Below are 21,004 nucleotides of genomic sequence, written 5' to 3'. Positions count from 1 at the left end.
CCGTGAATGTCGGCACGGTGCTCACGCGACGCGTTGCGGCGGACGTTGCCGACTGGCCGATCACCGACGTTCCTCCGCGGACATTCGCGACACCCCATAAAAAACCCCGGCATGCAGACCTGCGCCTGCATGCCGGGGTGCTTCGCTTCACGGCCGGCGAGCGACGCATCGCCCGCCGTTCGCGCGTCACCGCGCAGCCACTTCCGCGTTGGCCGACGCCGCATCGCCCACCGCCGTCGGCGCCGGCGCATTCCCCCATCCGCCGCCCAACGCACGGATCAGGTTCACGGTCGACACGGCCTGCGCGCCGGTCAGCTGGTTCGCCTGCAGTTGCGACTGCAGCACCGAACGCTCGCTGTCGATCACGTCGAGATACGCGACCTCGCCTTCCTGATACTGCGTGCGCGACAACGTCGCCGCGCGGCGCGACGCGTTGACGGCCGCATCCTGCGCGCGGATCTGGTCGTCGAGCAGGCGCAGGTCGGCGAGATTGTCCTCGACCTCGCGGAACGCGACGAGCACCTGCTGACGGTAGTTCGCCACCTGCTCGTCGTACTGCGCGCGCGCCTGCTGCACGCCGGCCGCACGGCGCCCGCCGTCGAACAACGGCAGCGTCAGCGCGGTGCCGGCGAACGGCCCGAGCAGGAACGTGCGGCTCGACCACAGGAACAGGTTGCCGAGCGTCGACGCCTCATACCCGAACGCGCCCGTGATATCGAGCTTCGGGAAGTACGCCGATTTCGCGAGGCCGATCCGCGCGTTCGCGGCCGCCATCGCGCGCTCGGCCGCCGATACGTCCGGGCGCCGTTCGAGCAGCGCGGACGGCAGGCCCGGCGGAATCTTCACCGCGACCGGCACGATCGGCGTTTCCTTGAACGCGAAATCCGCCGGCGCCTTGCCGAGCAGGATCGCGAGCGCATGTTCGGACGCCGCGCGACGGCGCGCGACGCCGACCGCATCGGCCTGCGCGCTGGCCAGCTCGTTCTTCGCGCGCGATACGTCGAGCTCGCTGATGTCGCCTTCGTTGAAGCGGCGCTGCACGAGCTTCAGTGCCTGCTCGCGCAGCTCGACCGTGCGGCGGTACAGATCCTGGTCCGAATCGAGCTGGCGCAGTTCGAAGTAGTTCTGCGCGACGTCCGCCTGCAGCGCGAGCTGCACCGAACGGAACAGCGCTTCGCTCTGCGCCTGGTCGGCACGCGACGCCTCGACGTTGCGGCCGACACGGCCGAACAGGTCGGCTTCGTACGACACCGTGCCCTGTGCGCGCCACAGCGTCGCATTGGTCGGGCCCGTGCCCTGCGGCTGGAACTGCGACGCCGACGACAGCCCTTCGCGCGTCGGCCCGAACCCGGCGCCGATCTGCGGGAACCACTGCGAGCGCGCGGTACGCGTGGCCGCACGCGCTTCCTCGACCCGCGCGGCCGCGGCCTTCAGGTTCTGGTTCGCGGCGAGCGCCTGCGTCTCGAGCGAATCGAGCACCGGGTCGCCGAACACCTTCCACCATTCGCCGCGATGTTCGCCGTCCGACGGCTCGGCCGTCTTCCACGTGCCGGCCTGCTCGCCGGCGGCGAGGGTCGGCGCTTCCTTGAACGCGGCGGGCGTCGCCGCATCCGGCCGCTTGTAGTCGGGGCCGACCGCGCACGCGGCGAGCAGCGTCGCGAGCAGGGTGCTCGCGGCCGCCACCTTCGCGAAGCGCATCAGGCCGTTCGTGTTGTGCATGTTGTCCATCTTGTTGTCCTCAAGCATCCGAAGCCGACGCACCCGACGGCGGCACGCCGTAACCGGCCGAGTCCTTGCCCGCGACGTGGATCTTGCCGCCCGCGAGCGTGCGCAGCACGACGTAGAACACCGGCGTCAGCATCAGCCCGAACAGCGTCACGCCGAGCATCCCGAAGAACACCGCGACACCCATCGCATGGCGCATTTCCGATCCGGCACCCGTCGACGTGACGAGCGGCACCACACCCATGATGAACGCGATCGACGTCATCAGGATCGGGCGCAGCCGCAGCCGGCTCGCCTCGATCGCGGCCTCGAGCGGCGTCCTGCCGTCGTGCTCCAGTTCGCGTGCGAATTCGACGATCAGGATCGCGTTCTTCGCGGACAGCCCCACCAGCACCATCAAGCCGATCTGCGTGAAGATGTTGTTGTCGCCCTGCGTGAGCCACACGCCCGTCAGCGCCGACAGAATGCTCATCGGCACGATCAGGATCACCGCGAGCGGCAGCGTCAGGCTTTCATACAGCGCCGCGAGCACGAGGAACACGAGCAGCACGCTGATCGGGAACACGTACATCGCCGAATCGCCCGCGAGGATCTGCTGGTACGTGAGGTCGGTCCATTCGAACCGCACGCCGCGCGGCAGCGTCTCGTGCGCGATGCGCTCGACCGCGGCCTGCGCCTGGCCCGACGAGAAGCCCGGCGCCGGGCCGCCGTTGATGTCGGCCGCCGTGTAGCCGTTGTAGCGCACGACCATTTCCGGGCCGAACGTCGGCGTCACCGTGACGAGCGACGACAGCGGCACCATCTCGCCCTTGTCGTTGCGGGTCTTCAGTTGCAGGATGTCGTCCGCGCGCTGGCGGAACGGCGCATCGGCCTGCACGCGCACCTGGTACACCCGCCCGAAGCGGTTGAAGTCGTTCACGTACAGCGAACCGAGATACACCTGCATCGTGTTGAACACGTCGGTCACGGGCACGCCCAGCTGTTTCGCCTTCACGCGATCGAGATCGACGTTGAGCTGCGGCACGTTGATCTGGTAGCTCGTGAACAACGGGCCGAGTTCAGGCGCCTGCTGCGCGCGCTTGATGAAGTCGTTGGTCGCATCCGCGAGCCGCGCGTAGCCGACCGCGCCGCGATCCTCGATCTGCATCTTGAACCCGCCGAGCGTACCGAGGCCCAGCACCGGCGGCGGCGGGAACACCGCGACGAACGAATCCTTCATCGCGCTGTACTTCTGGTTCAGCGCACCCGCGATCGCGCCGGCCGACAGCGCCTTGCCGTGCCGTTCCGAGAACGGCTTCAGCGTGACGAACACGATGCCCGCGCTCGAGCTGTTCGTGAAGCCGTTCACCGACAGCCCCGGGAACGCGACCGCGCTCTCGACGCCCGGCTGCTTCAGCGCGATCGAGCCCATGTCGCGGATCACCTTCTCGGTGCGGTCGAGCGACGCGCCGTTCGGCAGCTGCGCGAACGCGATCAGGTACTCCTTGTCCTGCGCGGGCACGAAGCCGCCCGGCACGACCTTCGAGATGAGCACGGTCGCGCCCACCAGCACGAGGTACACGCCGAGCATCAGCGTCTTGCGCGACAGCACGCCGCGCACGCCGCGGCCGTAGTTCTCCGCACCGCGATGGAACACCTTGTTGAAGCCGCGGAAGAAGCCGCCGAGCACGCGGTTCATCACGCGCGTGAGCCAGTCTTCCTTGTCGCCATGACCTTTCAGCAGGATCGCGGACAGCGCCGGCGACAGCGTCAGCGAGTTGAACGCCGAGATCACCGTCGAGATCGCGATGGTCATCGCGAACTGCTTGTAGAACTGGCCGGTCAGGCCCGACATGAACGCGAGCGGCACGAACACGGCGACGAGCGTCAGCGCGATCGCGATGATCGGCCCGCTCACTTCCTGCATCGCCTTGTAGGTCGCCTGCCGCGCGTTCATCCCGCTCTCGATGTTCCGCTCGACGTTTTCGACCACGACGATCGCATCGTCGACCACGATCCCGATCGCGAGCACCATCCCGAACAACGACAACGCGTTGATCGAATACCCGAACGCGAGCAGCAGCGAGAACGTGCCGATGATCGACACCGGCACCGCGATCAGCGGAATCAGCGATGCGCGCCAGGTCTGCAGGAACACGATCACGACGATCACGACCAGCGCGATCGCTTCGAGCAGCGTGTGCACGACGGCCTTGATCGACGAGCGCACGAACTGCGTCGGGTCATACACGATCTTGTAGTCGACGCCCGCCGGCATGTCCTGCTTCAGCTCGGCCATCGTCTTGCGCACTTCGTCCGAGATCTGCAGCGAGTTCGCGCCCGGCGACTGGTTGATCGCCATCGCGACGGCCGGCTTGTTGTCGAGCAGCGAGCGCAGCCCGTATTCGGACGCATCGAGCTGGATCCGCGCGATGTCGCGCAGGTGCGTGACACCGCCGTCCGGCGTCGTCTTCACGACGATGTCGCCGAACTCGTCTTCCGTCTGCAGGCGGCCGCGCGCGTTCACCGACAACTGCAGCGGCGTGCCGGGCAGCGACGGCGATGCGCCGATCACGCCGGCCGCGACCTGCACGTTCTGCTCGCGGATCGCCTGCACGACGTCCTCGGCCGACAGCCCGCGCTGCGCGACCTTCTGCGGATCGAGCCACACGCGCATCGCGTAGTCGCCCGAACCCCACAGCTGCACCTGGCCGACGCCCTGGATCCGCGACAGGCGATCCTTCACGTTGATCAGCGCGTAGTTGCGCAGGTAGGTCATGTCGTAGCGGTTGTCCGGCGAGATCAGGTGAACCACCATCGTCAGCGTCGGCGAGCTCTTCACCGTCGTGATGCCGAGCCGCTGCACGTCTTCCGGCAGGCGCGGCAGCGCTTGGTTCACGCGGTTCTGCACGAGCTGCGTGGCCTTGTCCGGATCGGTGCCGAGCTTAAACGTGACGGTGATCGTCATGTTGCCGTCGCTGTTCGCCTGCGACTGCATGTAGAGCATGTCCTCGACGCCGTTGATCTGCTCTTCGAGCGGCGACGCGACCGTCTCGGCGATCACTTTCGGGTTCGCGCCCGGGTACTGCGCCTTCACGATCACGGAAGGCGGCACGACTTCCGGATATTCCGAAATCGGCAGCAGGAACATCGCGATCACCCCGCCGAGCAGGATGATCACCGATAGGACTCCTGCAAAGATCGGCCGGTCGATAAAGAATTTTGAAATGTTCATGTGTGGCTCTGTCTGGTTGAACGCGGAGACGAAGCGGCGGGCCGCTTACGAATCCGCCTTCGCCGGTGCGGCCGACTTCGCGTTCTGCGCGAGCGGCGCGGACGGCTCGTCGCCGCCCGTCATCGGGACCATGTGCGGCTTCACCTGCTCGCCGGGGCGCACGCGCTGCGTACCGTTCACGACCACGCGGTCGCCGGCCGACAGCCCGCTCACGATCACGCGCCGGTTGCCGTGCTGCATCCCCGGCTGCACTTCGCGATAGGACACGCGGCCCTGCTGGTCGACGACGAACACGAACTTCTTGTCCTGGTCGGTGTTGATCGCCGCGTCGTCGACGAGCAATGCCTGGTGCGGCGCGCTGCCGCCCACCTTCACGCGTGCATAGAGGCCCGGCACGAGCGCGCCGTCCGCGTTGTCGAAGCGTGCGCGCACGCGGATCGTGCCGGACGACGTATCGAGCCGGTTGTCGACCGAGTCGATCTCGCCGCTGCGCGAGTAGCCGGTTTCGTTCGCGAGACCGAGTTCGACCGGCACCTTGCGGCCGTTGCGCGCGCCGTTGATGTATTGCAGGTAGGTCTGCTCGTCCGCATCGAACGACGCGTAGATCGGCGACACCGACACCAGCGTCGTCAGCGGCGCGGCCGATGCGCCCGCCGACACGACGTTGCCGAGCGTGATTTCCGCGCGCGACACGCGGCCCGACACGGGCGCGGTGATCCGCGTATAGCCGAGGTTGATGCGCGCCGTTTCCAGCGCGGCTTCGGCGGCCTTCAGGTTCGCTGCCGCCTCGCGCGCCGCGTTCTGCTTCTCGTCGTAGTCGCGCTTCGCGATCGCGTTGTCGCCGATCAGCCGTTGCGCGCGCTGCCAGTCGGTCTGCGCATAGCCGTTGCGCGCCTGCGCGGCGGCCAGCTGCGCGGCCGCGCGATCGGTTTCCGCCTGGTACGGGCGCGGGTCGATCACGAACAGCACGTCGCCCTTCTTCACGAGCGCGCCGTCCTTGAAATTCACCGCGACGATCGTGCCCGACACCTGCGGGCGCACGTCGACTTTCTCGACCGCTTCGAGGCGGCCCGAATAACTCTGCCAGTCGGTCACGGTCTGCGGCACGACGGTCGCGACGTCGACTTCCGGCAGCGGGGCGGCCGCTTTCTCGGGGGCGTTCGCGTTCACGCGCATCGCGCCGAACGTGCCGAGGCCGACGACGGCGAGCGTCACGATCGCCGCTGTCGCGATTCGGGAACGGGAGGTGCGTAGGATGGCCATGTGGATCTCCAGTAAGCGTGGATTGGTCTTGGTTATTCGGAACGGTTCGGCTGGCGCGCCTGGAAGCGGCACTGGAAGAAGCGCACGGCTTCCTCGAATGCGGCTTCGTGCGTCGCGAGCGCGGCGTGCGTGATGTCCGGATAGCGGATCACCTGCGTGAGCACGCCCGACGAGATCAGGCAGCTCGCATATTTCTCCGCTTCGACATGCAGCACGTCGTTTTGCGCGGTGACGACGAGCGTCGGCGGCAGCCCCGCGAGGCGCACCGATTCGAGCGGCGCCGCGTACGGATGCATGCGCTGCGCGGCCTGCGGCAGATACGCGCGATAACAGGCCGCGCATTCGCGCGCGGTGATGTCGGACGCGAGGCGCTCGGCGTCGCCGATGCGCGTCATGCTCGGGTCGAGCATCGGCCCGAACAGTGCCTGCGCGGCGATCGACACCTCACCGCGGTCGCGTGCGATGAACGCGAGGCAGTTCGCGAGCTGGCCGCCCGCGTCGTGGCCCGCGACCCCGATTTTCTTCGGGTTGCCGCCGAACGCGCGGGCGCGCGTCGCGGCCCACACGGCCGCGCGATACGCATCCTCCGGCGCGGCCGGAAAAGGAAAGGCCGGCGCGAGCGAATAATCGACCGACACTACGAGTGCTGGTAAGCGTTCTGCTAAAAAACGCGCGGCGAAATCCGCGTCTTCGAGCGAACCGCGGACGAAGCCGCCGCCGTGGAAATAAAGCACTACTGGCAACCCGGTCTTGTCCGGGCGGCGGTAGAGGCGCAGCACGATGTCCTGCGCGTAGCCGGGAATTTCGACTTCGGCGACCGTCAGCGCCGCGCCCGCCAAGGCTTGCGCGGGCAGTGCGGCTTTCAGGAATTTGCTGAATTCAGAAGCGTCCATGACGATGCAGCATCCATTTCGAGATGGAACGAATTCTGGGTCCGGCAGACATTGGGATAAATGCCTATAATCCGGCAACACAATTCAACGCCCCCGAACAATCCGAGGCTGCGTTCACCCACGAGGTAGCGCAGCCTTGTCGTTCCGGAGGCTCATTAGATTGCGGAGGTTGTGATGGACCGGCTTCAGGCCATGCAGGTGTTTACTCGCGTCGTCGATACAAGCAGCTTCACCAAGGCAGCAGAAACGCTCGCGCTGCCGCGGGCGTCCGTCACGACGATCATCCAGAATCTCGAAGCCTTCCTCGGCGTGCGGCTGATGCACCGGACCACGCGCCGGCTGTCGCTCACGCCGGACGGCGCCGCGTACTACGAACGATGCGTGCGAATCCTCGCGGACGTCGAGGAAACGGAGGCGAGCTTCCAGGCGAACAACCGGAAGCCGCACGGAAAGTTGCGTATCGACATGCCGGGTTCGATCGGGCGCCTGCTCGTGATTCCGTCGCTGTGCGAATTTCATACGCGCTATCCGGACATCGATCTGCAGCTCGGCCTGTCCGACCGGCCGGTCGACTTGCTGCAGGAAGGCGTCGATTGCGTGATCCGCGTCGGCGCACTGCAGGACTCGTCGCTCGTCGCGCGCCGCGTCGGCCTGTTCGAGTGCGTGACGGTCGCGTCGCCCGACTATCTCGAACGCCACGGCGAGCCGCAGACGATCGACGAGCTGAGCCAGCACAAGGCCGTCAATTACTTCTCGAGCCGCACCGGCCGCACGATCGACTGGACGTTCCTGATCGACGGCAAGGAAGTCGAGATGAAGATGGAAGGCATCGTGTCGGTGAACGACGCGGATGCGTACGTGACCTGCGGGCTCGAAGGCTTCGGGCTGATCCAGCCGCCGCTCTTCATGGTGCTGCCGCACCTGCGCGAAGGCCGGCTCAAGGAAGTGCTGCCCGGGCTCAAGCCGCTGCCGATGCCGATCTCGGTCGTGTATCCGCACAGCCGCCATCTGTCGCCGAAGGTGCGCGTGTTCGTCGACTGGGTGGCCGAAGTGTTCGACCGCTGCCCGCTGCTGAGCGGCAAGGGCAGCCTCGATGCGACGTGCAGCAAGCGCACGTTCGAGGAAGCCGAGCGCGCGCCGGTGCTCGACACGCCGGTCATCAACGAGTGGGTCGCGTAATCGACGCCGGGCGACCGAACGGCGCGCCTTAACCCAGCAACTGAACCGCACGCGCGGGCTGCGAGGCCCGCGCGTCGCCCCGCCTCCACGCCACGTTTCCCCACGGCGCCGCACCCGATCCTTCCCGAATCCGCAGCAATCCTTTGTGCGCAGCGACGCAATCGCCCGCATGCGTCGCCGCGCGCCGTCGTCATCCCCGTGTAAGGCCCGCTGCACGCGGGTTCGAGCGATTTCCGCATAACCCTGCCGCGCGTACGGATGTCGATTGTTCCTCTGACACGACAATTCAATTCGCGTCTGCCGCATTTATCGCGACGGAACGGATACCTAGAGTAAACCCTGTCGCGCACCTCGTTGCGCATCGAACAGATCCCGCCTCGCGGGACCGGAGCCAACGCTCAAGCGCCCGCTCCGACATCTCCAGGAGTTACGCCATGAACCGCCGCCATCTTCTCTCCGCCGTCGCCCTCACGCTCGCCGTGTCTGCACCGGCCTTCGCCGATTCGGGTACGCCGCACGCCGGCGACTACGGCAATACGTCGTGGTACTCGCAGCACTACGGCCCGCGCACGCGCGCCGAAGTGAACGCGGAAGTCGAGCAGGCGCGCAAGGACGGCACGCTCGCGTACTTGCGCAAGGCCAATTCGTATCCGCAAGGGCTCGACCTCGCACAGGGTCCGTATCGCTCGATGCCGGAAAGCAACCAGCTCGCCGGCGGAGGCCGGTAAATGCGCAACGCCGCGCAACGGGTTGCCCGGTGCGCGGCGTCGCGATTTCCCTGTCGACGACTCGACGATTCGCCGAGTCGATCGGTTAGATAGTTAGTTGCAGGAGCACATGATGAACGATCAACTCCCTTCGCCGCTCGATCATTGGGACGACACCACGCCGGTGTGGACGCCGTTTCGTTCGGCACCGCAATCGCATTGACCGCCGGCTGGTCGTCATCCGGCCTTCAACGGCGCGGCACCCCGTCGCGCCATTCGCCCCAGTGCGTGACGATGTCCTGCACGAGCGGATTGCCCGCGCGATACAGGTTCTCGGTCGCCGGGGCGAAGCCGCCCTGGTCCGCGTAGTTCAGCAGGTTGTCGGCACTCGTCTGCCCCGCATACGGCCGGTCGAAATCCGACCCGGTGCGCAGCACCGCGACGCGTGACAGGTCGACCCGCTTCACGCTCGCCGCGCGCTTGAGCGCTTCATACGTCGCGTTGTCTTCCTGCGCGGTCATGCAGTAGGTGCCCTTGCCGTCGGTCAGGATCTTCGTCCACTGGCGCGCGCGCTCGCCGATCAGCGTGCCCGAGAACCACGTGTTGCCCGACGACGTATCGCACTGGATCACGGTCGGCGGCCGGTTCGCCGGCGCATACGTGAACTTCGCGCGTGCGGCCTGCGCCTGCGCGCTGTCGGCGAGCACGACGTTGCGCGACAGCGCGACAGCGGCGTCGGTCAGCTGCGGATTCAGCTGGAACACCTCGGTGCGATAGTCGAGCGGCGGCTTGTCGTTCGGGCTCTTCGTGTTGATGCCGAGGAAGCCGGTATTCCAGCCGGCCGGAATCTCGCGTGCGTCGAGCTCCCACTGCAGGCTGAAATCGACCAGGTACTTCGACCACGCGGCCGAACCGACCGTGCCTTGCGCGGGGTCCACGCCCGCGATGCCGGAGATCAGGAAGTACGTGCGGCGCAGATCGAAGCGCTGCGAGAACGTGAGCGCCATGATCGTCGCCGACGCGTTCGCATAGCCCATGCCGGTCGTCACCACGCACACGTCCTGCTTGTTGCAATGCACGTTCGGGTAGTCGGGCGACAGGCCGGGCACGGCGATGTCGCGCCACGGGCCGAGCCGGTCGAGCCAGGCCTGACCCTCCGGACCGAACATCGTGATGATCATGACCTTGACCGGGCGGCCCTGTGCACCGGTCACGGCAAATGCAGCGTTGCCCGCGTCGTTGCCCTGGTTGTCCTGCGCGATCGACGGCGCGGTCGCACAGGCGGCGAGCGAGAATGCAGCGGCGGAAAGAATGGAGCGAGTCAGCATCGGCGTTCCTTGTTTCGGGGATGTTGGGTGAGAACGGCTCTCGTAGACTGCGCGACGGAGTATAGAACGCGCGTGCCCGATGCGGAACCCGACTACGAAACGACGCAGATGCCCCGGTGCGTCGGTGCAGGTATGGTGCGCACGCGAATCGCAACGGAAATGGCCTTCGCGTGCCGACATACCATCAGGAATACTATCCGGTTGACCGATACCGGCAGACCCATCGCGCGTGCATGTTCGTCACCCGGCCAACCGCTACAACCGCGCCAGCCCCGCCACGCCGTAACTCAGCACGACCAGCGCCGCGACGACGTGACTCGCCGCAAGCAGGCCCGGCGATTTCACGATCCGGCCGATCGCGCTGCCGCCGCACGCGAACACGAGTTGCCCCGCGAGGCTGCCGGCAAACACGCATGCGGCGCCGAGCAGCCAGTGCCGATGCGCTCCGGCGGCGGCCGTTGCATAGCCGTAGAACAACAGGATCGTCAGCGGGTTCGCCAGCGTGACGAAGAACATCGACACGAACGGGCGGCTGCCAGGCGGCCGCGCATCGCCGTCGAGCGTGCGGCGACGATCGCGCAGCGCCTGCCACAGCATCCGCGCGCCCATCGCGAGCAGCACGAGCGCGCCGACCAGACGAAACAGCGAAAGATGTGTCGCAAGCGTGCTCGCGAGCATCGCGCCGATGCGTGAACGCGACGACCGCATAGCAGCCGTCGGCTACGGCGACACCCGCCGCCGCGCGCACGCCGCTCGCGGTACCGGCGCGCATCCCGTAGTCCGCGATCATCAGCGCAACAGGCCCGACCGACAGCGCGACCATCAGCCCGAACAGGAAGTCGTTCATCGGTCGTCGACGCGCTCGACGGAAGGCATCGATTCCAGCGCCCTCAAAACAATCCGGTATGGCGCTCCGGCGTCACGCAACATCGACGCGCGCAGGCCCGTCCACCATCTCGCCGATCACGCCCGCACGGTCGAAGCCGTCGGCGCGGAAGCACGCGAGCACGTCGTCGACGGCCTCGGGCGCACACGCGACCAGCAGGCCACCCGACGTCTGCGGATCGGTCAGCAACGCCTGTGCGACCGGAGGAAGCGTATCGGCCAGCTGCACGTCCGCGCCGTACGCGGCCCAGTTGCGGCCCGATGCGCCGGTGAACACGCCGTCGGCGACGAATGCTTCGACGCCCGCGAGCCACGGCAGCGACGCATAGTGCACGCGCGCGGTGAGCCGCGCGCCGCGCGCCAGTTCGAGCGTATGGCCGAGCAGCCCGAAGCCCGTGACGTCGGTCAGCGCATGCACGCCCGGCAGCGTGGCGAGCTCGGCACCCGGCCGGTTCAGCTTGGTGGTCGTCGCGACCATCTGCGCATAACCCGCGGCATCGAGCTGGTTCTTCTTCAGCGCGGCCGACAGCACGCCGACACCGAGCGGCTTGCCGAGCACCAGCACGTCGCCCGCGCGCGCGGCCGCATTGCGCTTCACGCGCGACGGATGCACGACGCCGATCGCCGCGAGCCCGTAGATCGGCTCCACCGAATCGATCGAATGGCCGCCCGCGACCGGAATGCCGGCGTCCGCGCACACCGATTCGCCGCCGCGCAGCACGGCAGCGATCGTCTCGTGCGGCAGCACGTTGATCGGCATGCCGACCAATGCGAGCGCGAGGATCGGCTTGCCGCCCATCGCATAGACGTCGGACAGCGCGTTGGTCGCGGCGATGCGGCCGAAGTCGAACGGATCGTCGACGATCGGCATGAAGAAGTCGGTGGTCGCGACGATCGCCTGCTCGTCGTTGAGGCGGTAGACGGCCGCGTCGTCGGAGGTTTCCGTGCCGACCAGCAGATCCGGGAACAGCGCGGGCGGCGTCGCGCGCTTCAGCAGCTCGGACAGCACGCCCGGTGCAATCTTGCAGCCGCAGCCGCCGCCATGCGACAGGCTCGTGAGGCGCGGAACGGCAGGCTGGGCTTGAGTGGCTTCGGTCATTGTCGGCATCCGGTGAATAACAGCACTCCATTATCGACAATTCCATGCGAGCCCGCCCGATACCCACATAATGACGGCGCCCTCCGCATCCGCCCCTGTCCGCACCTTCGTTCATGGACCACCTCTTCATCGGCCTCGTGCTGTGCTCCGCATTGCTGCACGCCATCTGGAACGCCTTCCTCCACGTCAGCGAAGACCGGCTCGTCCAGCTCGGCACGATGTCACTGCCGTATTTCGCGTTCGGCGTCGCCGGCGCCGCGCTGCTGCCCGCACCGGCGCCCGCCGCGTGGCCGTATATCGCCGGGTCGGCCGCGCTCGAGGTTGCGTACTGCTTCACGCTGGCGCGCGCCTACCGCAGCGGCGAGTTCGGGCAGATCTACCCGATTGCGCGCGGGATCTCGCCGCTGCTCGTGTCGATGCTGGCGCTCGCATTCCTCCACGAACAGCCAACGCCGTTCGGCTTCGCAGGTATCGTGCTCGTGTCGTTCGGCATCATGTCGCTCGCGCTGCGGCGCGGCTTCCGGTTCTCGGGCGAAGGCGTGCCGTTTGCGCTGCTCACGGGCGTGTTCATCGCCGCATATTCGATCTGCGACGGCATCGGCTCGCGCGTGTCCGGCAGCGCGCTCGGCTACATCGCGCGGGTGTACGTGCTGTGGAGCGTGCCGCAGTTCGTGCTGGTCTGCGCCGTGCGAGGCGGCCCGCGCGCGGTGCTCGGCTCGCGCACCGCACTCGCGCAGGGCGCGATCGCCGGCACGCTCTCGCTCGCGGCGTACGGCATCGTGATCCTCGCGTACCGGTACTTGCCGGTCGGGACGGTGTCGGCGCTGCGCGAAACGAGTTCGATCTTTGCGGTCGCGATCGGCTGGCTCGTGATGCGCGAGCGGCCCGGCGCGCAGCGGCTCGCCGCTTGTGCGCTGGTGGTCGCGGGGGCGGCGCTGATCCGGATGTAGCCGGCATGCCCGCCCGCTGCCTTCGACGCGGCGCGCGGGCGCCGTGCATCGCGCCCCGTGCTCGTTTTTATCGGGTATCGAGGTTCGCGGCGCGTATCGTGCCGCCCCGTCGTCAACGGCGGGCATCGCAACGCGCCGGTTCGACGGGATACGCGCGTCAAGCCACCTCGACCGCCTTGCCAAACGCCCGCTCGTCGATCGCCTCGGCGAGCGTCGCGAACGCGGTCGCGATCTCGTCCTCCGGCACGCACGCATAGCCGAGCAGCAGCCCCGACGCCGCACGTTCGCGGTCCGCGTAATACCCCGACAACGGCCGCACGACGATATTGCGTTCGAGCGCGGCCTGCGCGACCGCGCGATCGTCGACGCCTTCCGGCAACTGCGTGACCAGATGCAGCCCCGCATCGCTGCCGAGCGCGTGCAGCGAGTCGCCGTAGCGTTGCGCGACCGCGTCGAGCAGCACCTCGCGGCGCTGCCCGTACAGCGTGCGCATCTTGCGGATATGCGACACGAAGTGCCCTTCCGCGATGAATTCGGCCAGCACGGCCTGCTGCAGCAACTGCCCTTCGCGATACAGCTCGGCGCTCGCGGTCGCGAAGCTTTCCGCGAGCGGCTCCGGCGCGACCAGGTAGCCGACCCGCAGCCCCGGGAACAGCGTCTTGCCGAAACTGCCGACGTAGATCACCTGCCCGGCCGTGTCGAGCCCCTGCAGCGACGCGAGCGGCCGGCTGCCGTAGCGGAATTCGCTGTCGTAGTCGTCCTCGATGATCCAGCAGCCGTGCTGGCGCGCGTATTCGAGCAGCATCCGCCGCCGCGCGAGGCTCATCACCATCCCGAGCGGATACTGGTGCGACGGCGTGACGAGCATCAGCTTCGGCGGTTCGGCGAGATCGGCGGCCGACGGCGCGATCCCTTCATCGTCGACCGGAATCGGCCGCGTGGTCAGCCCCGACACGTTCAGCACGCTGCGCACGCCCCAGTAGCACGGGTCCTCGGTCCAGATCGCATCGCCTGGATCGGTCAGCAGCCGCACCGCGAGGTCGATCGACTGGTGGATGCCGGTCGTGATCACGATCTGCTCGGGCGTGCAGCGCACCGAGCGCGACGTGCGCAGATAGTCGGCCAGCGCCTCGCGCAGCAGCGCGAGGCCGCCGCCCGGCGCATAGGTCAGCAGGTCGGGACGCAGGCGCCGCCAGTATTTGTTGTGCAGCCGCGTCCACACGCGCGCCGGAAATCGCGACACATCGGGCACGCCCGGCATGAACGCGCCGCCCTGGCGCTTCGACACGCCGGCGCCCTCGACGAGCCGCGTGCCGCGCGCGGACAGCCGCCGCGCCGACGGCGGCACGAGCGCCGGGTGGTCGGCGGCCGCGTCGGCCGGTGCGCCGACGATCTCGTCCGGCGCGCTGTCGGCGACGAACGTGCCGCGGCCGGTCGCCGAGTTCACGTAGCCTTCGAGCGAAAGCTGTTCGTAAACCTGCGTGACCGTATTGCGCGCGATCCCGAGCTCGGCGGCCAGCAGGCGCGACGACGGCACGCGCGTGCCGGCCGGCAGTTCGCGCGACAGGATCGCCTGTTGCAGCAGCCGGTGAAGCTGCCGGTAGATCGGCTGCTCGCCGCCGCGCACGAGGCGCTGCGCGAGCCAGTCCGACAACACGCTCGCGCGCATGATTGGCTCCTGAATATTTATTGAAATGGCTCTGATTGCCAGAGCCAAATGTGATTATAGTCGCCTCCATGGGCTGTCGAAGCGCCCGATTTTCTACTCACCGGAAAGAACATCAAGGAGATGACCGTGAAGAATGCCGACCTGCAGGCCCGCAAGAACGCCGCTACCCCGCGCGGCGTCGGCGTGATGTGCGATTTCTACGCTGCCCGCGCCGAGAACGCGGAACTGTGGGATGTCGAAGGCCGCCGCTTCATCGATTTCGCCGCCGGCATCGCGGTGCTGAACACCGGCCACCGCCACCCGAAGATCGTCAAGGCGATCGCGGACCAGCTGAACAACTTCACGCACACCGCTTACCAGATCGTCCCGTACGCGTCGTACGTCGAGCTGGCCGAGAAGATCAACGAGCGCGCGCCGGGCGATTTCCCGAAGAAGACGGCGTTCTTCACGACCGGCGCCGAAGCCGTCGAGAACGCGATCAAGATCGCGCGGGCGGCCACCGGCCGTCCGGGCGTGATCGCCTTCTCGGGCGGCTTCCACGGCCGCACGATGATGGGCATGGCGCTGACCGGCAAGGTCGCCCCGTACAAGCTGAACTTCGGCCCGTTCCCGGGCGACGTGTTCCACGCGCCGTACCCGAACGCCGTGCACGGCGTGACGACGGCCGACTCGATCAAGGCGATCGAGATGCTGTTCAAGGCCGACATCGATCCGAAGCGCGTCGCCGCGATCATCTTCGAACCGGTCCAGGGCGAAGGCGGCTTCAACCCGGCGCCGGCCGAATTCGTGCGCGCGCTGCGCAAGATCTGTAACGAGCACGGCATCCTGCTGATCGCCGACGAAGTGCAAACGGGCTTCGCGCGTACCGGCAAGCTGTTCGCGATGCAGCACTACGACGTGCTGGCCGACCTGATCACGATGGCGAAGAGCCTGGCGGGCGGCATGCCGCTGTCGGGCGTCGTCGGCCGTGCCGACCTGATGGACGCGGCAGCGCCCGGCGGCCTCGGCGGCACGTACGCCGGCAACCCGCTGGCGATCGCATCGGCGCACGCGGTGCTCGAGATCATCGACGAAGAGAAGCTGTGCGAGCGCGCAACGCAGCTCGGCGACGTGCTGAAGGCCAAGCTGAACGCACTGCAAGCCGACGTGCCGCAGATCGCCGACGTGCGCGGCCCGGGCGCGATGATCGCGGTCGAGTTCCTCAAGCCGGGTTCGGGCGAGCCGGATGCCGAATTCACGAAGCGCGTGCAGGCTCGTGCGCTCGAGCGCGGCCTGCTGCTGCTCGTGTGCGGCGTGTACTCGAACGTCGTGCGCTTCCTGTTCCCGCTGACGATCCCGCAAGCCGTGTTCGACGAAGCACTCGTGATCCTCGAGGAAGTGCTGAAGGAAACGGTCGGCGTGCCGGCCTGAGTTTTCGTCGACTTCATTCAGTGAATGCGCCGCCGCCGTCTTTACGACGGCGGCGGCCGTTTCATCCGTCCTTTTTCAAAGCAGGCGATTCATATGAGCACTGTTCAGGAAACCCTGGCACTGAAAGATCCGTCGCTGTTCCGCCAGCAGGCGTACGTCAACGGCGAATGGCAAGGCGCGACGAACGGCGAGACGTTCGAAGTCCGCAACCCGGCGACGGGCGGCCTGCTCGGCACGGTGCCGGCGATGGGCGCCGCCGAGACGCGTCACGCGATCGAAGCCGCGAACGCCGCATGGCCCGCGTGGCGCAAGAAGACCGCGAAGGAGCGCGCGGTCGTCCTGCGCAAGTGGCACGACCTGATGATGGAAAACGCCGACGACCTCGCGCTGATCCTCACCACCGAGCAGGGCAAGTCGCTGGCCGAAGCCAAGGGCGAAATCGGCTATGCCGCATCGTTCCTCGAATGGTTCGCGGAAGAAGGCAAGCGCGTGTACGGCGACACGATTCCGACGCCGGCGAGCGACAAGCGCATCGTCGTGACGAAGGAAGCGATCGGCGTATGCGCGGCGATCACGCCGTGGAACTTCCCGGCGGCGATGATCACGCGCAAGGTCGGCCCGGCGCTCGCGGCGGGCTGCCCGATCGTCGTGAAGCCGGCCGAGGCGACGCCGTTCTCCGCGCTCGCGATGGCCGTGCTGGCCGAGCGCGCGGGCGTGCCGGCCGGCGTGTTCAGCGTCGTCACGGGCGACCCGAAGGCGATCGGCGGCGAACTGACGTCGAACCCGATCGTGCGCAAGCTGTCGTTCACCGGCTCGACGCCGGTCGGCCGCCTGCTGATGTCGCAGTGCGCGGCAACGGTCAAGAAGGTGTCGCTGGAGCTCGGCGGGAACGCGCCGTTCATCGTGTTCGACGATGCCGACCTCGACGCGGCCGTGCAGGGCGCGATCGCGTCGAAGTATCGCAACAGCGGCCAGACCTGCGTGTGCACGAACCGCTTCTACGTGCATGAAGCCGTGTACGACCAGTTCGCGCAGAAGCTCGCGGCGGCCGTCGGCCAGCTGAAGGTGGGCCGCGGTACTGAGCCGGGCGTCACGCAAGGCCCGCTGATCAACGAAGCCGCGGTGCTGAAGGTCGAGGCGCACATCGAGGACGCGCTCGCGAAGGGCGCGACCGTCGTGACCGGCGGCAAGCGCCACGCGCTGGGCCACGGCTTCTTCGAGCCGACCGTGCTGACCGGCGTCACGCCGGCGATGAAGGTCGCGAAGGAAGAGACGTTCGGGCCGCTCGCGCCGCTGTTCAAGTTCGGCAGCGACGACGAAGTGATCCGCCTCGCGAACGACACCGAGTTCGGTCTGGCCGCGTACTTCTACAGCCGCGACATCGGCCGCGTGTGGAAGGTCGCCGAAGCGCTCGAATACGGGATGGTCGGCGTGAACACGGGCCTGATCTCTAACGAAGTCGCGCCGTTCGGCGGCGTGAAGCAGTCGGGCCTCGGCCGCGAAGGCTCGCACTACGGCATCGACGACTACGTCGTGATCAAGTACCTCTGCCTGGCCGTCTGACGGTTCAACGCCTGTCGCGTCCGTGACAGGCGCCGACCGCCCGGCCGGAACCGGGCGGTCACGACGCGGGCCGGCGTCCCTCTCCGTTGTGCCCGCGTCATCTCTTGTCACCTCGGTGCCCCCGCTGTCGGCAGCCTCCGTCGAGGCGATCGCACAGCCAGCCTCTGCCGAACGGCATACCCGTCCGGATTTCGTTCAAGTCTCATTTCTCGTTCGCCGGCAAACCGCTAGATTGAGCGTTCCGCCCCGATCCTGTTTGCCCGCTCATGAACACCTCACCTGACGGCCCGGTTCACGCACGCCTCGTGCACAGCACCCCTCGGTCACTTCGTCGCATGCGCTCTAGGCTCCACCGACGCCCGACGTGCATCATCGCCCTGCCGAGCCCGAGAGCGTCCTCATGATCGTCAGCCCCTCCAATCGCCGATCGCTCCCGCCGCCACGCAGCGCCGGCGGCACGAGCAATCACCAACCGTTCAACGTCGTCTACGACGGGCCCGCGCTCGCCGAGCACCGGATGGACGTGCGCGACCTCGCGCCGGCACTCATCGCCATTGCCGACCTCTTCGCGTCCGCCAACAAGGAACTCAATGGCGAGAACACCGAGGTGCGTCTCGAGGTCAGGGGCAGCTTCAAGGCGGGGTCGTTTCACTCCGAGCTGATCTTCGTCCAGTCGCTCGCGAGCCAGATCCGTGACCTGTTCGCGGGGCCGAGCGCCGGTGCGTTCAGCAATGCGCTGGCGATCCTCGGCGCACTCGGCATCGTCGGAGACGGTGGCCTGATCGGCTTCGTTCGCACGTTGCGCGGACGCAAACCGCATCGTACCGAGCCCGAGGGCGTTCACACCCGGGTCTGGATCTCGGAACTGGAATCTGTGGTTATCGACGAAGCCATCTTTCGGCTTTACCAGAACCGCACGGTCCGCATCAGCCTGCAAAAAGTGTTGTCGCCGCTCGAACGTGAAGGCATCGACAGCTTCGGTATCGTTCGCGACGAAACGATCGAACTCGCGATCGAGAACGATGAACTCGATATGTTCATGGGCAATGACGATCCCGGCGTAGTGGTCACCGATTCGATCGCGCGCAAGATGCTGAAACTCGAGTCCGTCGTATTCAAGGACGGCAACAAGTGGCGCGTGCACGACGGCACATCGGCATTCTTCGCCGCACTGGACGACGAGCAGTTTCTCGCGAAGGTCGATGCCGGCGAGCGCTTCGGAAAGGGAGACGTACTGCTCGTCGATCTTCGCCAGACGCAGATCGTCACCGACGAAGGGCTGCGTAACGAATATCGCATCGTCAAGGTTCGCGAACATCGCGCGCCGCTGCAGCCGGCGCTGATCTGACCGCCATCGGCGTGACGCACGGGCCAGCGCACTGTGCTGTCATGCCCGCGTCGCCACGTTACCCCCCCATCACCGAAACACGTTCACCGCATCCACCAGCCGCGTCGCCTGCTGCTTCAGGCTCTCCGACGCGGCCGCGCTCTGCTCGACGAGCGCCGCGTTCTGCTGCGTGATGTTGTCCAGGTGCACGACCGCCTGATCCACCTGCGACACGCCGGTGCTCTGCTCGGCCGTCGACGAACTGATCTCCGCGATCAGGTCCGACACGCGCTTCACCTGCGCGACGATGTCCTCCATCGTCCTGCCTGCTTCGTCCACGCGCCGCGCGCCCGACTCGACGCGATCGACGCTCGCGCCGATCAGCGTCTTGATCTCCTTCGCCGCGTTCGCGCTGCGCTGCGCGAGCGCCCGCACCTCGCCCGCGACCACCGCGAAACCGCGCCCCTGTTCGCCTGCTCGCGCCGCTTCCACCGCCGCGTTCAGCGCAAGGATATTGGTCTGGAATGCGATGCCGTCGATCACGCCGATGATGTCGGCGATCTTGCGCGAGCTGGCGGTGATGTCGCTCATCGTCGCGACGACCTCGCCCACCGCCTGCCCGCCACGCCCGGCCGCCTCGCTCGCCGACATCGCGAGCCGGTTCGCCTGTAGCGCGGTTTCCGCGTTGCTGTCGACGGTCGCCGTCATCTCGGCCATCGACGCGGCCGTCTCCTGCACGCTCGACGCGGCCTGCTCGGTGCGCGCGCTCAGGTCGTTGTTGCCCTGCGCGATTTCGTTGCTCGCGCGCTGCACGTTCAATACCTGTTCGCTGACGTCGTCGACGAGCCAGCGAAACATCAGCCCGAGCTGGTTGATCGTGCGCAGCGTCATGCCGATCTCGTCAACGCGGTTCATCCGCACGCCGCGCCGGCTTTCGCCGGTCGCGACGTTCAGCGCCTGATCGTGCAGCCGCTTCAGCGGACGCACGATCTGCGCATCGAGCCACAGGCCCGCCGCCGCCGCTACGCCGACCGTCACGCCGGCAAACGCCGCCAGCCCGCCGCCGGCAAGCCCGCATGCCCATCCCGCGCCAACGACCGCCGGCGCGAGCACGCACAGCGCCGAATGCACGCGCGCACGCACCGACATCGTCTGCGACAGCGAGGCAACGCGCAGCCACCCCGTGCGGATCACCAGTCCCTTGTGAAACCGGCGCCGGCCGGCCTTGCCTTCGCGAAACGCGCGATACAGCACCTCGGCGGCCTCGGTCTCGTCGTGCGGCGCCTTCGTGCGCACCGACATGTAGCCTTGCGGCTCGCCGTTGCGCATGACCGGAATCGCGTTCGCGCGCACCCAGTAGTGATCGCCGTTCCTGCGGCGGTTCTTCACGAGCGCGGTCCACGGCTCGCCGCGCCTGAGCGTCGCCCACATGTCGGCGAACGCTTCGCGCGGCATGTCCGGGTGGCGCACTACGTTGTGCGGCTGGCCGACGAGTTCCTCGTTCGTGAAGCCGCTCACATGCGCGAACGTCGTGTTCGCATACGTGATGACGCTGTCGGCATCGGTCGTCGACATCAGCGTGACGTCGTCGGGAAAATCGAATTCCTGTTGGGTAACGGGCTGGTTATTACGCATGCAAGGCTCCGAAAGGCGGATCTGTCGTCCGCGCCGCGCTGAATTCACGCTCAGTAGCCGAAAAACGGTTTATCGCTTTACGACGGTCTTTATCTTGCTGTCGGCATATTGGTGAAAAACCTTACCCTTTCCTCGCATAAAATATGCAATTCGACGG

14 protein-coding genes and 1 pseudogene are annotated in these 21,004 nt (G+C 67.3%); 6 read left to right on the top strand and 9 right to left on the bottom strand.

Annotation, left to right across the window (positions count from 1 at the left end; genetic code table 11):
* Window positions 1–186: 186 nt before the first annotated feature.
* From opcM to HWX08_RS26335, 4 genes are read right to left on the bottom strand one after another with little or no spacing between them, the layout of a single operon-like run.
* Window positions 187–1,728 carry a multidrug efflux transporter outer membrane subunit OpcM gene (opcM, locus tag HWX08_RS26350; RefSeq protein WP_174921615.1) on the bottom strand — a complete coding sequence of 514 codons (1,542 nt, stop codon included), beginning with the start codon at window positions 1,726–1,728 and terminating at the stop codon, window positions 187–189.
* A 10-nt stretch (window positions 1,729–1,738) separates the two neighbouring features.
* Window positions 1,739–4,939 carry a multidrug efflux RND transporter permease subunit CeoB gene (ceoB, locus tag HWX08_RS26345; protein WP_069260820.1) on the bottom strand — a complete coding sequence of 1,067 codons (3,201 nt, stop codon included), beginning with the start codon at window positions 4,937–4,939 and terminating at the stop codon, window positions 1,739–1,741.
* A gap of 45 nt (window positions 4,940–4,984) precedes the next feature.
* The gene (gene ceoA, locus HWX08_RS26340; protein ID WP_174921616.1) at window positions 4,985–6,202 is read right to left on the bottom strand and encodes a multidrug efflux RND transporter periplasmic adaptor subunit CeoA; all 1,218 of its coding nucleotides are present in this window, start codon (window positions 6,200–6,202) and stop codon (window positions 4,985–4,987) included.
* Between the two features lie 32 nt (window positions 6,203–6,234).
* Entirely contained in the window at window positions 6,235–7,095 is an 861-nt protein-coding gene (locus tag HWX08_RS26335; protein WP_069260822.1) for an alpha/beta hydrolase, read from the bottom strand.
* Window positions 7,096–7,269: 174 nt separating this feature from the next.
* Between HWX08_RS26335 and ceoR the strand changes: the two genes are divergently transcribed.
* Complete coding sequence (gene ceoR, locus HWX08_RS26330; RefSeq protein WP_069260823.1) at window positions 7,270–8,274, top strand: putative multidrug efflux transcriptional regulator CeoR; 1,005 nt, start codon at window positions 7,270–7,272, stop codon at window positions 8,272–8,274.
* Between the two features lie 434 nt (window positions 8,275–8,708).
* The gene (locus HWX08_RS26325; protein ID WP_069260824.1) at window positions 8,709–9,002 is read left to right on the top strand and encodes a DUF4148 domain-containing protein; all 294 of its coding nucleotides are present in this window, start codon (window positions 8,709–8,711) and stop codon (window positions 9,000–9,002) included.
* Window positions 9,003–9,229: 227 nt separating this feature from the next.
* Here HWX08_RS26325 and HWX08_RS26320 read toward each other — a convergent pair whose 3' ends face one another.
* The 3 genes and pseudogenes from HWX08_RS26320 to selD form a co-directional block, all read right to left on the bottom strand.
* A complete protein-coding gene (locus tag HWX08_RS26320) occupies window positions 9,230–10,309 on the bottom strand; it encodes a purine-nucleoside phosphorylase (protein ID WP_174921617.1) in 1,080 nt (359 codons plus the stop codon).
* A gap of 255 nt (window positions 10,310–10,564) precedes the next feature.
* Window positions 10,565–11,156: pseudogene (locus HWX08_RS26315) on the bottom strand (LysE family translocator).
* 72 nt (window positions 11,157–11,228) lie between these two features.
* Window positions 11,229–12,293 carry a selenide, water dikinase SelD gene (selD, locus tag HWX08_RS26310; protein ID WP_076606036.1) on the bottom strand — a complete coding sequence of 355 codons (1,065 nt, stop codon included), beginning with the start codon at window positions 12,291–12,293 and terminating at the stop codon, window positions 11,229–11,231.
* A 113-nt stretch (window positions 12,294–12,406) separates the two neighbouring features.
* On the opposite strand from selD, the gene HWX08_RS26305 reads away from it, so the two are divergent.
* Entirely contained in the window at window positions 12,407–13,243 is an 837-nt protein-coding gene (locus tag HWX08_RS26305; protein WP_174921618.1) for a DMT family transporter, read from the top strand.
* Window positions 13,244–13,400: 157 nt separating this feature from the next.
* Here HWX08_RS26305 and pdxR read toward each other — a convergent pair whose 3' ends face one another.
* Entirely contained in the window at window positions 13,401–14,912 is a 1,512-nt protein-coding gene (gene pdxR / locus HWX08_RS26300; protein WP_174921619.1) for a MocR-like pyridoxine biosynthesis transcription factor PdxR, read from the bottom strand.
* Window positions 14,913–15,032: 120 nt separating this feature from the next.
* Between pdxR and HWX08_RS26295 the strand changes: the two genes are divergently transcribed.
* The 3 genes from HWX08_RS26295 (at window position 15,033) to HWX08_RS26285 (ending at window position 19,233) form a co-directional block, all read left to right on the top strand.
* Complete coding sequence (locus tag HWX08_RS26295) at window positions 15,033–16,322, top strand: 4-aminobutyrate--2-oxoglutarate transaminase (protein ID WP_174921620.1); 1,290 nt, start codon at window positions 15,033–15,035, stop codon at window positions 16,320–16,322.
* Between the two features lie 93 nt (window positions 16,323–16,415).
* Window positions 16,416–17,885, top strand: coding sequence for an NADP-dependent succinate-semialdehyde dehydrogenase (gene gabD / locus HWX08_RS26290; protein WP_059665218.1), 1,470 nt, complete (start codon window positions 16,416–16,418; stop codon window positions 17,883–17,885).
* Between the two features lie 400 nt (window positions 17,886–18,285).
* Entirely contained in the window at window positions 18,286–19,233 is a 948-nt protein-coding gene (locus tag HWX08_RS26285) for an LAPAL motif-containing putative phage structural protein (protein ID WP_174921621.1), read from the top strand.
* Window positions 19,234–19,302: 69 nt separating this feature from the next.
* Here the strand turns inward: HWX08_RS26285 and HWX08_RS26280 are convergent, their stop codons facing one another.
* Window positions 19,303–20,847 carry a methyl-accepting chemotaxis protein gene (locus HWX08_RS26280; RefSeq protein ID WP_069260836.1) on the bottom strand — a complete coding sequence of 515 codons (1,545 nt, stop codon included), beginning with the start codon at window positions 20,845–20,847 and terminating at the stop codon, window positions 19,303–19,305.
* Between the last annotated feature and the right edge of the window lie 157 nt (window positions 20,848–21,004).

The organism is Burkholderia metallica (assembly GCF_902832845.1).
Taxonomy (GTDB): domain Bacteria; phylum Pseudomonadota; class Gammaproteobacteria; order Burkholderiales; family Burkholderiaceae; genus Burkholderia; species Burkholderia metallica.
This window is presented reverse-complemented; position numbering and strand designations above follow the sequence as displayed.